General features: G+C 35.8%; 15 protein-coding genes. 9 read left to right on the forward strand and 6 right to left on the reverse strand.

Annotated elements, in window-relative coordinates; all coding sequences use genetic code 11:
• Positions 1-33: 33 nt before the first annotated feature.
• Positions 34-390, reverse strand: coding sequence for an endonuclease domain-containing protein (locus tag ACQUQZ_RS01900; RefSeq protein WP_435352986.1), 357 nt, complete (start codon positions 388-390; stop codon positions 34-36).
• A gap of 136 nt (positions 391-526) precedes the next feature.
• A complete protein-coding gene (locus ACQUQZ_RS01905; protein WP_435352988.1) occupies positions 527-1,234 on the reverse strand; it encodes a 2-phosphosulfolactate phosphatase in 708 nt (235 codons plus the stop codon).
• A 291-nt stretch (positions 1,235-1,525) separates the two neighbouring features.
• On the opposite strand from ACQUQZ_RS01905, the gene atpA reads away from it, so the two are divergent.
• Together atpA and atpG are read left to right on the forward strand one after the other, a co-directional pair.
• Positions 1,526-3,103, forward strand: a complete 1,578-nt coding sequence (gene atpA / locus ACQUQZ_RS01910; RefSeq protein WP_435352990.1) for a F0F1 ATP synthase subunit alpha — start codon at positions 1,526-1,528, stop codon at positions 3,101-3,103.
• Positions 3,104-3,197: 94 nt separating this feature from the next.
• A complete protein-coding gene (atpG, locus tag ACQUQZ_RS01915; RefSeq protein ID WP_435352992.1) occupies positions 3,198-4,082 on the forward strand; it encodes an ATP synthase F1 subunit gamma in 885 nt (294 codons plus the stop codon).
• Positions 4,083-4,191: 109 nt separating this feature from the next.
• On the opposite strand, the gene ACQUQZ_RS01920 is transcribed toward atpG, so the two are convergent.
• A complete protein-coding gene (locus ACQUQZ_RS01920) occupies positions 4,192-4,974 on the reverse strand; it encodes a hypothetical protein (protein ID WP_435352994.1) in 783 nt (260 codons plus the stop codon).
• Positions 4,975-5,042: 68 nt separating this feature from the next.
• The gene (locus tag ACQUQZ_RS01925) at positions 5,043-5,960 is read right to left on the reverse strand and encodes a hypothetical protein (RefSeq protein WP_435352996.1); all 918 of its coding nucleotides are present in this window, start codon (positions 5,958-5,960) and stop codon (positions 5,043-5,045) included.
• Between the two features lie 359 nt (positions 5,961-6,319).
• Between ACQUQZ_RS01925 and ACQUQZ_RS01930 the strand changes: the two genes are divergently transcribed.
• The 7 genes from ACQUQZ_RS01930 (at position 6,320) to ACQUQZ_RS01960 (ending at position 12,678) form a co-directional block, all read left to right on the forward strand.
• Positions 6,320-8,185 (forward strand): glycogen synthase, encoded by a 1,866-nt coding sequence (locus tag ACQUQZ_RS01930; protein WP_435352998.1) that lies wholly within the window; start codon positions 6,320-6,322, stop codon positions 8,183-8,185.
• 149 nt (positions 8,186-8,334) lie between these two features.
• Positions 8,335-8,946 (forward strand): glycerol-3-phosphate 1-O-acyltransferase PlsY, encoded by a 612-nt coding sequence (plsY, locus tag ACQUQZ_RS01935; RefSeq protein ID WP_435353000.1) that lies wholly within the window; start codon positions 8,335-8,337, stop codon positions 8,944-8,946.
• Positions 8,947-8,996: 50 nt separating this feature from the next.
• A complete protein-coding gene (sigZ, locus tag ACQUQZ_RS01940) occupies positions 8,997-9,524 on the forward strand; it encodes an RNA polymerase sigma factor SigZ (protein ID WP_435353001.1) in 528 nt (175 codons plus the stop codon).
• 177 nt (positions 9,525-9,701) lie between these two features.
• A complete protein-coding gene (locus tag ACQUQZ_RS01945) occupies positions 9,702-10,583 on the forward strand; it encodes a PhzF family phenazine biosynthesis protein (protein WP_435353003.1) in 882 nt (293 codons plus the stop codon).
• Positions 10,584-10,679: 96 nt separating this feature from the next.
• Positions 10,680-12,059 (forward strand): dipeptidase, encoded by a 1,380-nt coding sequence (locus ACQUQZ_RS01950; protein WP_435353005.1) that lies wholly within the window; start codon positions 10,680-10,682, stop codon positions 12,057-12,059.
• Between the two features lie 33 nt (positions 12,060-12,092).
• A complete protein-coding gene (locus tag ACQUQZ_RS01955; protein WP_435353007.1) occupies positions 12,093-12,323 on the forward strand; it encodes a DUF433 domain-containing protein in 231 nt (76 codons plus the stop codon).
• Positions 12,304-12,678, forward strand: a complete 375-nt coding sequence (locus tag ACQUQZ_RS01960) for a DUF5615 family PIN-like protein (protein WP_435353009.1) — start codon at positions 12,304-12,306, stop codon at positions 12,676-12,678. The genes ACQUQZ_RS01955 and ACQUQZ_RS01960 overlap by 20 nt, the downstream gene beginning before the upstream one ends.
• 41 nt (positions 12,679-12,719) lie before the next feature.
• Here the strand turns inward: ACQUQZ_RS01960 and ACQUQZ_RS01965 are convergent, their stop codons facing one another.
• The gene (locus ACQUQZ_RS01965) at positions 12,720-13,799 is read right to left on the reverse strand and encodes a phosphotransferase family protein (RefSeq protein WP_435353011.1); all 1,080 of its coding nucleotides are present in this window, start codon (positions 13,797-13,799) and stop codon (positions 12,720-12,722) included.
• Positions 13,800-13,881: 82 nt separating this feature from the next.
• A complete protein-coding gene (locus ACQUQZ_RS01970) occupies positions 13,882-15,360 on the reverse strand; it encodes a DUF4301 family protein (RefSeq protein ID WP_435353013.1) in 1,479 nt (492 codons plus the stop codon).
• Between the last annotated feature and the right edge of the window lie 219 nt (positions 15,361-15,579).

Consider the following 15,579-nt stretch of genomic DNA (forward strand, 5'->3'; position numbering starts at 1 on the left):
GGGTGTCCTGACGAAGTCGGACGGGGTGGTTGTTTACGTACGAAAATGAGCCTTAATCTTATTCAAAACCCAATCAATATTTTCAAAAATTTGTTTATTTTCAAAACATAAAATCCTAATATTCAGTGACTTTAAAAATTCGTCACGTTTTTCATCTTGCACAAGTCCAAACCCTTCAAAGTGTTCTTGTCCATCTAATTCAATATTTAATTTTTCTGACGGACAGTAGAAATCAAGAATATAAAAATCAATGCTATGTTGTCTTCTGAATTTTCTACCCTCTAATTGAATGTTTTTTAAATAGATCCACAGTGTAGCTTCGGCAGATGTGGAATGATTACGTAAGTGTTTTCTTTGTGGTTTTAGTGTTTTTAGGTTGTTGAGCTGCATGGTATTTTGCTGAAAATTTAGTCCATTGTTTAACCACCCCCGCCGACTTCGTCAGGCGACCCCTCCTTGAAAAGAAGGGGAAATTTATTCTCACTCAATTTATATCTCGCTCAATTTTTTATCGCTTGAAAAATCATTACATATTCACCAACTCATTTCCTCTAAGTACAGGAACAACGTCGTATAAATCTTTTTGTAAGCAATAGCTGATATCTTTATTGATACCCAAGCGTTGTAAACGGCGAATATGTGATGAGTTGGCAACATAGCCTAACATATCATCTTTGGCTTGTTGATATAATCGCATGGCCATAATAGCACTATCTTCAGCTACGAAATATTCATTTTGTACAGCATCAACCAATGCCCCTGCAAACAAGGAGTCTTCTAAATTTATTTTTCCTTTCCAACCCGCACAAAGCACTAATACATCGTAAGGTTGAGTTTTCAAATAATTAACAATGGCATTTAGATTTAAAAATGCCCCAACCAAAACTTTTACCGCCGATTTTTTTGCCATTGTAATCGAATAAGTACCATTGGTGGTAGTCATAGCGATTTTTTCGCCAATCAATTTTTCGTTCATGAAGCTAAATGGCGAGTTATCAAGGTCGAAACCTTCCACTTTTTGAGCATTTCGCTCGGCAGCAGCAATGTAGCCTTTTTCTTGTAACTGTTTACATTCTTCAACAGTTTCGACAGGAATAATGGCTTGTACGCCATAGGCAAAGCCTGTAACCATGCAGGAAGTTGCTCTAAAAATATCTGTAACAATTACAATGGTGTTGTCAATGTTGTGGAGATGTAATAAATCTGGAGTTAAGCAAACGTCAATATTTTTCATCCTAAAAAGTCAAAAATTAATTTTTGGCAAAGATGCCAAAAAAGTCTTTTAAAAACTAAATTAAAGCCTTAGATTTACCCAAAATAGTACAGAAATTAGTCACTTCAGCCATAAATTTTCTCATCCACCACCAACATTTTCGAAAATTCTAAAAATAATCCTACATTTTTAACCTTTTTTTAATCAATATATCGGAATTGTGAAAATACTGTCGTAATTTTGCACCCGAAAAAGCAAAGGTATTGTCTTTGTTTTTTCAAATTTATATTCAAAACTCATCAAAAAAATTATATGGCATCAGTTAGACCAGATGAAGTTTCGGCAATCTTGCGTGAGCAATTAGCAGGTTCAAGAACCGAAGCCGAACTCGAAGAAGTTGGTACAGTGCTACAAATCGGCGACGGTGTAGCACGTATATATGGTTTATCAAAAGTTCAAGCCGGTGAATTGCTGGCATTTGAAAATGGCTTAAAAGCCCTTGCACTTAACCTCGAAGAAGACAACGTAGGAGCGGTATTATTGGGTGATTCGGCAGGTATCAAAGAAGGAGCAACCGTAAAACGTACAGGTGAAATTGCCTCTGTAAAAGTAGGCGAAGGCATTGTAGGACGTGTTGTAAATACTTTGGCAGAACCTATCGATGGAAATGGCCCGATTCAAGGTGAAACTTTTGAAATGCCTTTGGAGCGTAAAGCACCAGGGGTTATCTACCGTCAGCCTGTAACTGAGCCTCTACAAACAGGTATCAAGTCAATTGACGCCATGATTCCAATTGGCCGTGGACAACGTGAGTTGGTAATCGGTGACCGTCAGACTGGAAAAACTGCCGTTTGTATTGATACGATCATCAATCAAAAAGAATTCTACGACAAAGGCGAGCCTGTATATTGTATTTATGTTGCTTGTGGTCAAAAAGCATCTACTGTGAAGGCTGTTGAACAAACACTTCGTAAATACGGTGCAATGGACTATACCGTTATCGTAAATGCTGGTGCTTCTGACCCTTCTCCGATGCAATTCTTTGCTCCATTTACTGGTGCTGCTATCGGTGAGTACTTCCGTGATACTGGTCGTCCTGCATTGGTTATTTATGATGACTTGTCAAAACAAGCCGTAGCTTACCGTGAGGTGTCATTGTTGCTTCGTCGTCCTCCAGGTCGTGAGGCTTATCCAGGAGACGTTTTCTATCTTCACAGTCGTTTGTTGGAGCGTGCCGCAAAAATCACTTCTGATGATTCGATTGCAAAAGATATGAACGATTTGCCTCCTTCATTAAAAGATAAAGTAAAAGGTGGTGGTTCATTAACAGCCCTTCCAATTATTGAAACGCAAGCAGGTGACGTTTCAGCATATATCCCAACCAACGTAATTTCGATTACTGATGGTCAAATCTTCTTGGAATCAAACTTGTTTAATGCAGGTATTCGTCCAGCGATCAACGTAGGTATCTCGGTATCACGCGTGGGTGGTAATGCACAAATCAAGTCAATGAAAAAAGTAGCAGGTACATTGAAACTTGACCAAGCACAATTCCGTGAATTGGAAGCGTTTGCTAAGTTTGGTTCAGACCTTGATGCTTCTACAAAATTGACAATTGACCGTGGTCGTAAAAACCAAGAGATTTTGAAACAAGCACAATTCTCTCCAGTACAAGTTGGTGACCAAGTAGCAATCATTTATGCTTCTATCAACGGTGTGATGGACAAAGTGCCAGTAGAAAAAGTAAAAGAATTTGAAAAAGAATTTATCTTGTTGTTGAATGCTCAATACTCAGAAGTAATCAGCAAACTTGCCGCAGGTAAATTAGAGGATTCTTCAACTGATCTTATCAAAAAAGTTGGTAAAGAATTAGCAGAGAAATACGCTTAAAATAATTAAGAATTGAGAATTAAGAATTAGGAATGTTTTTACGGCATACATTAATTCTTAATTCTACATTCTACATTCTTAATTTGATAAAAAGATGCCTTCATTAAAAGAAGTAAGAAATAGAATTGTTTCGGTAAATTCAACAACACAAATTACCAAAGCAATGAAAATGGTATCTGCGGCGAAACTTCGTCGTGCCCAAGATGCCATCATTCAAATGCGTCCGTACGCAACTAAGTTGAATGAATTGATTGCTACTGTTTCGGCAAATACCGAAGTAGGAGCATCAAGCCCTTACACAAAGGTACGTGCAGTAGAAAAAGTTTTGGTCATTGTTGTTACTTCAGACCGTGGACTTTGCGGAGCATTTAACTCAAATGTTGTGAAAGCCGCTCTTGCTCATATCAACGAAAAATATGCTTCTCAAGCAGCAAAAGGTAATGTTGAAATCATGGCCTTGGGTAAAAAAGGCGGTGAAACATTACAAAAACGTGGCTTCAAAACAAACACAGCGTATATGGATATTTTCCAACGCTTGAGTTTTGCCAATGCTCGCCAAGCTGCTGAGGAAGTAATGGAAGCTTTTGCTGAAGCGAAATATGATGTAGTTGAACTTGTTTTCAACGAATTCAAAAATGTTGCCACGCAAATTATCCGAGTTGAGCAAATGTTGCCTTTGGTTGAAAAGAAAGATGATTCGTCAAAAACTGGTAAAATTGATTACCTTTTTGAACCATCGGAAGAGGAGATTGTACTGGAATTGATGCCAAAAGCAATTAAAATGCAGTTGTTCAAATCTGTTTTGGAATCGAATGCTTCTGAACACGGAGCCAGAATGACCGCAATGGATAAAGCAACCGACAATGCCAACGAATTGTTACGCTCATTGAAAATTGAGTATAACCGTAGTCGTCAAGCAGCAATTACAAAAGAAATTTTGGAGATTGTAGGTGGTGCCGAGGCTTTGAAAGGACAATAAAAATATTGGTTCTTATATAAAAACGGCGATGTATCGAAAGAAACATCGCCGTTTTTTTGTAACACAATTCTCTGAATTGCATTACTTGTTCACAATTCGGAGAATTGTGTTACAACTCTTGCACACTCATCACCCCCAAATTCTCAAATAGTTTTGACCAATAATGCGTAATCGTTGGGTTATTTTCTTTGATTGAACTTGTGGGTTCAAAAGGTAAAATCATCGAAATATCGGGACTATTTAAAGCATAGTTTTTAAATTTTTCAGCATCTATTTCTGCCCATGCTTCTGCTTCTGTCTCATTTTTAGGTGGTTTTTGTTGAAAATCTCTGCCATTTTTTACACTTTCAACCATATCACTTAGGTAATATACTTTCACTATCGATTGCGTAGCTGCTGCTTTTGCAATCACAGGAATACTTGAAAGAATATTAGTTTCGAGATTTGAAGCATTATTATTTTGTGCATTTAGCCTTGTAAATGCTTGTTTTGTGACAAAGTTCCGTTCTTTTCTGATTGATAAATCATACGATGTTTTGATTGATTCTATATCAGTTGCGTTCATACCCTCGGTATTTTCCATTTCGGTACGGCAAACTAAAGATAAACAACGTCCTTTTGAAGTATTTTCATGGATGTAATAAATCTCAAATTTATCACCTGCTTTATTGAAGTTTTGTTCAATGACCGAAGTCAAAGCCTGTTGATATTTTTGAGCAATGAAAGGCTTTGCCACATCAACACTTGCGGTTTTATCAATAAAAATTAAAGTATAAATTGAAGGACTATTTGCTTGATTTTCAGTTGATTGTTGTTTTTTGTCGCCACAAGCAACTACAAATAGTAAGAAAGAAAACGAAATGACTGTATAAAAGAAATTGGGCTTTTTCATCAATTTTAATTAAGAGGTCTGACCACTTTTAAAGTGTTATCATGTCATAAAACGCAAAATAACTGGTTTCAATATTTTATCTTCAATAATTTTCTATAAACGGTATCTTTTGCCATATTTTTCTCCCAATAAGGATTTTGAATGGTGACCTTTAATACTGCTTTTGAAGTCAACATTGTTTTTTTAGTCTCATAAGTTTCAGCCCAACCTACAATTAGGTGGGGGAACTCTTTCTCAAAGTAAATACTCAAATCTCGTTTGCTTTCTGGGTAATGAATTTTATAATGAATTAAACTTTTACCTTTAAAAATTGAATCACCAGCATAAGGTTCTAAACTGATTCTTGCCATTTCAGCCTGTATATTTCTATGTCTTAGACGCAAAGAGGTCATACTTGGAATCATAAACATATTACCCGTTGGCAGTTGGTCAATTGATAATAATCGAATTTTAGTCCATAATTCATCTTCTAAAATTGCATGTTCGAGGTGAGATTCTTCATCAACTTCATTTTCAAAATATGATTTTCCAAGCAGTTGATAGCCATTCTGTCGGTAATTTAATTGTAAAAAACTCTGCCCACACCATTCCTGATTAGTATTGGTTACTTTCAGCGTTGCTGGAAATGTATTAGTTTTTACGGGTGTAAAAACAGAAGTGTACATCGAATAATCGTAGATTCCAGTAATAAATTTTTTGATGAAATTTAATTTTAAAACAGGTGTTGCTTTTTCTTTGTCATTCGATTCCAATTTGACTTGTTTGTCTAATCGAAAATCTTCGGTTACAAATATCATAATTGCCTCACCTTTATTTAACTTTCCATACTGGGCTTGTTGCAAATCATAACTACTAATTTCAGCTTTTCCTTTGTACCAATAATCTATAAATTCTTGACTATCACATATTTGTTTTCTTTTCTGGGCGTTCTTATCATCGCATGAAATTAATGTTAAAAGGATGATGATGATACTATAATATTTCATAATTGTTTTGTTGCCAAATGTCCCTCAAATTTACGAAAATACTTTGGTATCGGTAGGGAAGATGCCAAATAAAAAAGCTAAAAAGTTTCGTATTTAATGAAAAAATCAAGTGCTTTTTTCTACATCTAAAAAATAGTATGACTATTCTGAATCTTACTTAAAGATAAAAATTGGTAGATATTTGCTAAACAAATCAATGAATATCATAGCTTTGCTACAAGAAAATTAATCAAAAAATAAAACAAATCTTAAAAATCTTTTAATTGCGTATATTTTGTTTGAAAAATTAAATTTTTTATTGCTATTATTAAATTTTTTGCTCTAATTCACTTCTCAGTTATCACTAATTTTGAACCATCATGGCAACCACCCCAAAACTTAAAAAAGAATCAGAAGAAACCGTCAGTATCAAGCCACGTGAACAGAAAAAGCCAATTTTGATGGAAATTGCTTGGGAAGTATGTAACCAAGTTGGTGGAATTTACACCGTTATTCGCTCAAAAGTACCTTCAATGGTAGAGGAGTGGGGCGATAATTATTGCTTGGTTGGTCCTTATTTCGCGAATACAGCATTAATTGAGTTTGAACCTATTGAAGACCTTGACGAATCTCCGTTTGGCAAAGTAGTTAAGAAAATGAAGGAAATGGGCTATGAAGCTCATTATGGACGCTGGCTCGTTACAGGCAAACCTAAAATTGTTTTGTTTGATTTCAAGAATTTACTTAAAAGTAGTAATGATTTTAAACATAAACTTTGGGAAAAACACCAAATTTCTACCTTAAATGCCGAACCACTGGTTGATCAAGTAGTGGTCTTAGGTGAAATGATTCGGGTTTTCTTGACCGAGTTTGGCGAAACATTTGGCTATAAAAATGATGTTATTGCTCATTTTCATGAATGGATGGTAGCAAGTGCACTGATAGATATTCGGACTGATAAAGTGCCAATTTCAACTGTATTTACTACCCATGCAACCATGCTTGGGCGTTATATTGCAGGAAATGAAGCTGATTTTTATGAAAAACTACCAACTTATAATTGGGAAGTTGAAGCCCGTAATTATGGTATTGAGGCTCAAGCAAAAATTGAACGTTTGGCTGCTCAAAAATCACATGTATTGACTACTGTCAGTGATGTAACAGCCAAAGAGTGTGAGGTCTTTTTTGGACGAACTTGTGATTTGATTTTGCCAAATGGCTTGAATGTTACTCGTTTTGCCGCAACCCATGAATTCCAAAATTTACACTTGAAATACAAAGAAAAAATCCATCAGTTTGTGATGGGACATTTTTTCCAAAGCTACTCGTGGGATTTAGATAAAACATTGTACTTTTTCACATCAGGACGTTACGAATTTAGAAATAAAGGTTATGATTTAACACTTGAAGCTTTGAAACGCCTCAATTTCAAACTTGTTCAAGCAGGAGTTGATATGACTGTGGTGATGTTTATCATTACCAAAAATCCAGTTCATTCGATTGACCCTGAAGTGCTGCAATCAAGGGCGGTAATGGAAGAAATTCGCCAAACTTGTGAGTCAATTGAAAAACAAGTTGGTGAACATTTGTTTCATGCTTCGGCTTCTAATGAAAATCCAAATCTACCTGATTTGAATAACTTTGTGGATGAATATTGGCGTCTGCGATTACGCCGTACAATTCAGACTTGGAAAACTAAAAAATTGCCTCATACAGTCACCCACCTCTTGAAACAACCTGATGATATTACGGAATATTTGAAAGAAACCAATTTATTGAACCATCAGCAAGACCGTGTTAAATTTGTTTATCACCCAGACTTTATTTCACCAACCAATCCACTTTTTGGTATGGAATATAGTCAGTTTGTGAGAGGTTGTCACTTGGGTGTTTTTCCAAGTTATTATGAGCCTTGGGGATATACTCCTTTAGAGTGTGTAGTTCGTGGAATTCCAACCGTAACGAGTGATTTGTCGGGCTTTGGTGATTTTATGATTCAATTGATGAAAGATTATGATAGCGTAGGTGTTTATGTGGTGAATAGAAAGAAGAAAAGTTACGATAAAGCAGCCGATCAATTGGCCGATATCTTGTTTAAATTCGTAACTATGAATCGTCGTGATCGTATCACCCAAAGAAACAGAGTAGAGAATATTTCGGAAGTATTCGACTGGACTAATTTGAGATCATATTATGATACAGCACACGATTTAGCCTTAAAACGCAAAGGTGTTACAAGGATATAGTACTAAATATACAATTTATTAAATATTTTGTGGTGCATAAACAACTAATAATCAGTTGTTTATGCACTTTTTGTTAGAATGAAGACTTGAAATATCACAATTTTTTTTAATTTTGTATTTTTAGTAATCTTGTTCATCAACATTCACAAATGACTTTAATTGTAGGGAGTGCTATTTTTGCATATTTATTGGGGTCTATTCCCTCAGCCGTTTGGTATGGTAAAATATTTCATGGTATCGATATTCGCCAGCATGGAAGTGGTAATGCAGGAGCAACCAATTCTCTCCGTATTTTTGGTAAAAAAGCAGGAATCATTGTCTTGATTTTTGATTTTCTCAAAGGTTTTTTAGCAGTTTTCCTAACTCGACATTTTTTGAAAAGTGATGATGAACTCATTCCTTTAATTATGGGAGTTATGGTAATTTTAGGGCATATCTACCCTGTTTTTGCTCAATTCCGTGGCGGAAAAGGTGTGGCTACTGCCATCGGTGTGGTGGTTGCAGTACTTCCGATGGCTGCTTTGGTTTGTGTTGTAGTTTTTCTACTCACCGTTTTTCTGACTAAATATGTTTCGTTAGGCTCGCTTTTGGGAGCTTTGGCTTTTCCAATGCAAGTTTCTTTGAAACTTTGGAATGATGTTACCGACCCTTATTATGTTGGTTTGGCTTGGTTATTTTTCTTTATTTTGGCATATACTCACCGAGAGAATATTCAGCGATTAGTCAAAGGGACGGAAAGCAAATTTGGTGTGAAGAAATAATTTTTGGCAATAAAAATCCTGCGAAATCTTATAATCATAGCTTAAATAAAATGAAGAAAGCAGTTGAAGAAATATGGTTAGACTTGCACCAAGAGTTGAAAAACTTTATTAAAAATAAAGTAAAAGACAATGATGATAGCAACGATATTCTTCAAGAAGTTTTCTTGAAAATTCATTTGAATATTCACCTACTTAACGATTGTACTAAACTTACTTCTTGGATATATCAAATAACAAGAAATGCGATATCTGACCATTTTCGTAAAAATAAATCCAATTTTCAAATTGAAGAATTTGATTTTCCTGAGCAAGCACACGAAGAACCTCTCTATCAGGCATTAAGCAACTGTATCAACAGTAAAATTAATATTTTGCCTGAAAAATATAAGCAAGCAATCTTACTCACTTCTTTTCAAAACTTTTCTCAAATAGAGTTGGCAGAAAAATTGGATATTTCTCATTCTGGGGCAAAATCAAGGGTGCAAAGAGCAAAAGCTCAACTAAAAGACCTTATTTTGGACTGCAAAAATGTTGAAACTGACAACAACGGCAATCTCATCGACTACCAAGTTAAGTAGTCCACAGTCAATAGTCGGCAGTCCACAGAGCCATATAATGCTGTCTATCTGTTTTTTATGAAAATTAAATAGATTGATTAAATATCTCTCAATTCTTATTTGAATTTTTGCGTCTTTTTTGCATGCTAATCGTCTATTGATTGTAAATATTTTTTAACAATCAAATCAATTTTCAAGATGAATAATTTTCAAAAAGTAGATGTTCAGATTTTGAATGCCTTCGTTGATGGCGATGAAGGGGGAAATCCAGCAGGAGTAGTATTAGATGCTGATGATTTGTCAAATGAACAAAAATTAAAAATTGCTACCAAAGTTGGTCTATCTGAGACTGCGTTTGTTTCAAAATCACAAATAGCAGATTTTAAACTTGATTTCTTCACGCCTAACAAACAAATTGCCCATTGCGGACATGCAACAATTGCAACTTTTTCGTATTTATCAAAATTAGGAAAGATAAAAAGTCAACATTCTTCAAAAGAAACCATTGATGGAATAAGAGAAATTTTATTACAAGACGATTGGGCTTTTATGGAACAGAAAGCCCCAACGTACATTGATGTTCAAGGACGAGAGGAAGTAATATTAAAATCTTTGCATTTGACCAAAAACGATTTATTCGGAAATGCTCCAATTTCAATAATTAATACTGGAAATTCTTTTGCTCTTATTCCAGTGGCAAATCCAGAAATATTAAAAAATATCAAACCCGATTTCGATAGTATCAATCAAATAAGTGAAGAATTTGACTTAATCGGCTACTATGTTTTCTGCACACAAACAGATAATGGAGAAAGAGATGCAGACACAAGAATGTTTGGGCCAAGATATGGAATTGAAGAGGAAGCGGGTACAGGAATGGCAGCAGGTCCGTTGGCATTCTATCTTTATGATAAACTTAATTTGAAGAAAGAAAGAATTTTAATTCAACAAGGACGGTTTATGAAAACCCCTTCGCCAAGTTTAATTATAGTAGATTTGATAATAGAAAATGGTAGGGTTGAAAAAATTATGGCAGGAGGAAAAGGTGTATTAAGCAAAACAATGATTATTGAAATATAAAAAGACTTTCCATAATCTGAACTTTGAAATGAAATAAGATTTACTTTTGAGGTAGATTTTATAAATAATGGCATATTTAAGCTTTTCTTAGAGAAAATGAACACTTACATCGAACAAAATAAAGACCGTTTTTTAAGCGAACTTTTTGATTTTTTACGCATTCCATCAGTTAGTGCTGATTCAAAATTTCAGCCAGATATGCTTCATGCGGCTGAATATATCAAAGAAAAATTATTGGCAGCAGGATTGGATAAAGCTGAGATTTGTCCAACAGCAGGACATCCAATTGTTTATGCTGAGAAAATTGTAAATGCTTCATTACCAACTATTTTGGTTTATGGACATTATGATGTTCAGCCCGCTGACCCCTACGAATTGTGGGACTCTCCACCATTTGAACCAACCATTAAAGTAACAAAAAACCATCCCGATGGAGCAATTTTTGCTCGTGGCTCATGCGACGACAAAGGGCAGATTTATATGCACGTAAAAGCCATTGAAATGATGTTGGCTGATGGAGGTTTGCCATGTAATGTAAAAATAATGTTTGAAGGCGAGGAAGAAGTTGGCTCTGAAAATTTGGGTGTATTTGTAAAAGCAAATAAAGAAAAACTCGCAGCTGATTTGATTTTAATTTCTGACACTTCAATCATTGCTAATGATATTCCATCAGTTGAAACAGGCCTACGTGGTTTGACTTATATGGAAGTTGCGGTAACTGGTCCAAACCGTGATTTGCACTCTGGTGTTTATGGGGGTGCTGTTGCAAATCCAGTTAATGTGCTTTGTCAAATGATAGCTTCTTTGCATGATGCTGATGGAAAAGTAACAGTGAAAGGTTTTTATGACAAAGTTGATGAACTTTCGCAAGAAGAAAGAAATGCTTTAGAGTCAGCTCCTTTTGATTTGGAAGCATATAAACTCGACCTTGATATTGCCGATGTTTCGGGTGAAAAAGGTTATACTACTCGTGAGCGAGCATCTATTCGTCCAACACTTGATGTAAATGGCATTTGGGGCGGTTATACAGGCGAAGGCTCGAAAACTGTTTTACCTTCAAAAGCCTTTGCAAAAATCTCTATGAGATTGGTTCCACACCAAGATTGGGAAGAAATTGCCGACCTTTTTGAAACACATTTCAAAGCGATTGCTCCAAATACGGTTAAAATAAAAGTAAGTCGTCACCACGGGGGACAACCTTATGTAACCCCAATAGACTCGCCAGGTTATAATGCGGCAATGCTTGCTATGGAAGAGGCTTGGGGACAAAAACCTGTGCCTACACGAGGTGGTGGAAGTATTCCAATTGTGGCTTTGTTTGAGCAAGAATTAGGCTTGAAATCAATTCTCTTTGGTTTTGGCTTAGATTCTGACGCTCTTCACTCACCAAATGAGCATTACGGACTTTTCAATTTCTTCAAAGGTATCGAAACAATTCCTTTGTTTTATAAGCATTATGCTGAGTTGATGAAGTAAAAATCATAAATTTGTAGCAAAATATTAGAAATCATGAAAACAAGCACGATTTTAATTGACCCAGAAACGATGAGTGGGGAACCCGTTTTTCGAGGTACTCGTGTAACTATTCAAACACTTTTTGATTATTTAGAAGACGGAGATATAGGGGATTTCCTAAGAAACTTTCCTTATATTTCTCGGGAAATGGTTACAGAGGTTTTAAGAGAAGTTTCGCATAGAGGAATTCCAAAACATAAAAAACATGCTAAAATTGCTGCTTGATGAAAATATAGGTTTGGATATTCAGCAAGAGTTGTCAAGTTTTGAAACTCATAGCCTAAAGGATATGGGATGGCTTGGTAAAAAGAATGGGGAATTAATGAAACTTATCAGTTTGGAAAGGTTTGATATTTTTATCACAACAGATAAAAATTTACCTTTCCAACAAAATCTTTCAAATTTGACCTATGCCTTGTGGGTCTTAGATAGCCCATCAAATAAAGTTTCTATGTTGAGATTATTTGTTCCTCTGATTATTCAAGAAATTGAATCATTGAATGGGCAAAAGCCTGAAAAGGCATTAAAATATATCACTGTTGAAGGTTTTAGCACTGGCAAAAAGAAACAAATGATATAGAGAAGTTAAATTTATGAAAAAGTAACATGACATTTAACTTCTCAAACCATCTTCCCCTTTTCCACCGACAAAGCCCCTTTTTTTGAAAGGGCTTTTACGCCAAAAATCAAGTCGGCAAAGCGTGGGTCGGTGGTTAAACCTTTTTTGTAGCGACTATAAATTTGCTGAATCACAACTGAGTTTTTGAATAAACCAAAAACATAGAAATACAAAATATTTGATACATCTCGTCCACTTTTTTGGGCATAGCGGTCAGCAAATTCTTGACGATTAAGGTTTCCTGATACCCACGAAAGATTGAAGTTTTTCTCAAATGCTCCATCATTTGCTTCTGCCCAATAAGATAGCGAAGTACCTAAATCCATCATTGGGTCGCCTACGGTTGTCATTTCCCAATCTAAAACTGCTACTATTTCTGATAAATTATTGGCGTTTAACACTACATTATCATACTTGTAATCGTTATGAATGAGTGTTGGTTTTCCTTCTGTGGGTAAGTTAGATTTTAACCAATTGGCCAAATTATCCATGTTGACTATCTCGTCAGTTTGTGAAGCCAAATAACGTTTATGCCAACCCTCTACTTGTCGTTGAATATATCCTTCAGGTTTTCCGATATTTATCAAACCAGTACTTTCAATATCAATGGCATGTAAATCTGCTAAATTATCACAAAGAGCTTCTGATAATTTTCGCATTTCCTCAGGGGCAACCGAAGCCATTAACTTAGGAGCATCTTTCGCTCGCAAAATAATGCCCTGTACCCGCTCCATGATATAAAATGGACAACCCATCACAGATTCATCCTCAGTAAAAATAATCGGATTTGGCACTTTTTCGTAACCAACCGACCTGACAGCACTTAAAATTTTATACTCTCTACCCATGTCATGTCCACCTTTGATGTCTTTTGCACCAAAAGGAGGACGACGCAACACATATTCCTTATTTGCCGTTTTTAAGAAATACGTCAGATTTGAATATCCCCCCGGGAATTGAGAAACTTCTGTAATAGGTTCAAAATCAGGTAGTTGCGATTGAATAAAATCATTCAATCGCAACAAATCTAATTCTTCACCCTGCCTAACAGCGGTAGGAGTATCTATTTTTAAGGATGTCATCTTTGAGTCGACGGTCAACAGACCACAGTCAATAGTTTTAATGTGAACTTGGATTAATTCGTCATTCTACATTCTTCATTAATTACTGGTGTTCAGGTCTCAACAAATCATTCACTGTTTTTACAGGATTGAAAGTAATTAAAGGTACTTCTACAAATAAAGTATTCCAATTTGCCATTGCACCATTCCAAAGCCCTGGTAATTCTTGTGCTTTTAGGTCTTTCCCACTTTGTGATTTTTGTGTATTGAAACCAGTTTTTGGGTCACGGAAGTCTAAAAGGTTGAACTTTTGACCTTTGTAATCTTTCAAAGCACAAATCAAATCAACAGGGTTGAAGTGCGTAGCTTTATCAAAAATCTCTTTTTGTTGTGGATTTTTCAAGTCAATTTGTGCCGATTCTACTACTTGCAATGAAGTTGAGCCATCAGCATTTTTTGCCCAAAATGGTCCACCACCAGGCTCGCCTACATTTTGTACCATGCCACAAATTCTTAATGGACGGTTGAGTTTTGTTCGACAATACTCAATTTGTTCTTCCAAAGAAAGGTCATCAAAACCGTCAGGAGGCAAGATACAAAGCTCGTTTTCCAAGAAAGCAGCCATTTCTTCTACATCGACTTCTTTCATTTTCACCCCATCAATCATTTTCAAGAAAGCAAAAATAGCTTCTTGATAACTGACTAATAAACTCGCTAAGGCTTTTTTATAAATAACTGTTTGTGCTTTCAAGCTATCAGGCACAACATTATCAATGTTTTTAATGAAAACGATGTCAGCATCTTGGTCATTGAGATTTTCGAGTAAAGCTCCATGCCCCGCTGGGCGGAAAAGTAAATCGCCATTGGCATTACGGAAAGGTGTGTTATCCAAATTGACGGCAATCGTATCAGTCGAAGGTTTTTGTTCTGAAAAACTGATGCTGTATTTAACACCATATTCAGCTTCATAGCTCGCTAAAACACTTTCTATCAAAGCATTAAACTTGCTTCTGTGCTCCGGAGAAACCGTAAAGTGAAGATTTACTTTGCCCTTTGAATTGGCATATTTTGCTCCTTCTACCAAATGTTCTTCGGCAGGGGTGCGAGTTTTTGAGCCATATTTATGGAATTCGAGCAAACCTTTTGGCAAACTTCCGTAATCAAGACCAGCATCAGTTAAAAGATATTTTAGTATGGTTTTATAATCGGCGGTTTCCGAACCTATGAGTTTCGATAAACTATTATAGAAAGCAAATTCTTGTAAACGTTCCAAAAACTCATTGACTGATTTATCAATTTTATCTTCTTCTAAAGCAGCAAAAAGCGACTTAAACATGCGTGAAGCAGCCCCTGAAGCTGGCACAAATTTCAATAATTTAAGGTTAAATGCTTGGTCATCGAAATCGGTTGCCAATTTGGCTGCTTTGTCATCGCCCAGGCGAATCATACCATCGTCGATGGTAGCAGCTTTAATCACATTGAGGTATGGAAACCCATTTTTGAAGTTTTCGATTTGTTCTTGAATCGTCTCAAGATTTGCCCCACGAGCTTGTATTAGGTCAAGGTCTTTTTCGTTAAACATAATAAGTCAGAGTTTATTCTTTTTGATTGTAGCTTATTGCGGTGTAATTTTACGAAAAATTAACTTTAGGGCAATGAAAGTAAGTCGGTTTTTATAATTGATTTTTGTTATCTACTGTTATTTTCCCCTCCTTTTTTCAAGGAGGGGTGCCTGACGACAGTCGGCGGGGTGGTTTTAAGCGTAGAATTTGTTTTTAAAGTACCTCAACGACTTTTAACC

Origin of the sequence: Emticicia sp. SJ17W-69 (assembly GCF_051209875.1) — a bacterium.
Taxonomy (GTDB): Bacteria; Bacteroidota; Bacteroidia; order Cytophagales; family Spirosomataceae; genus Emticicia.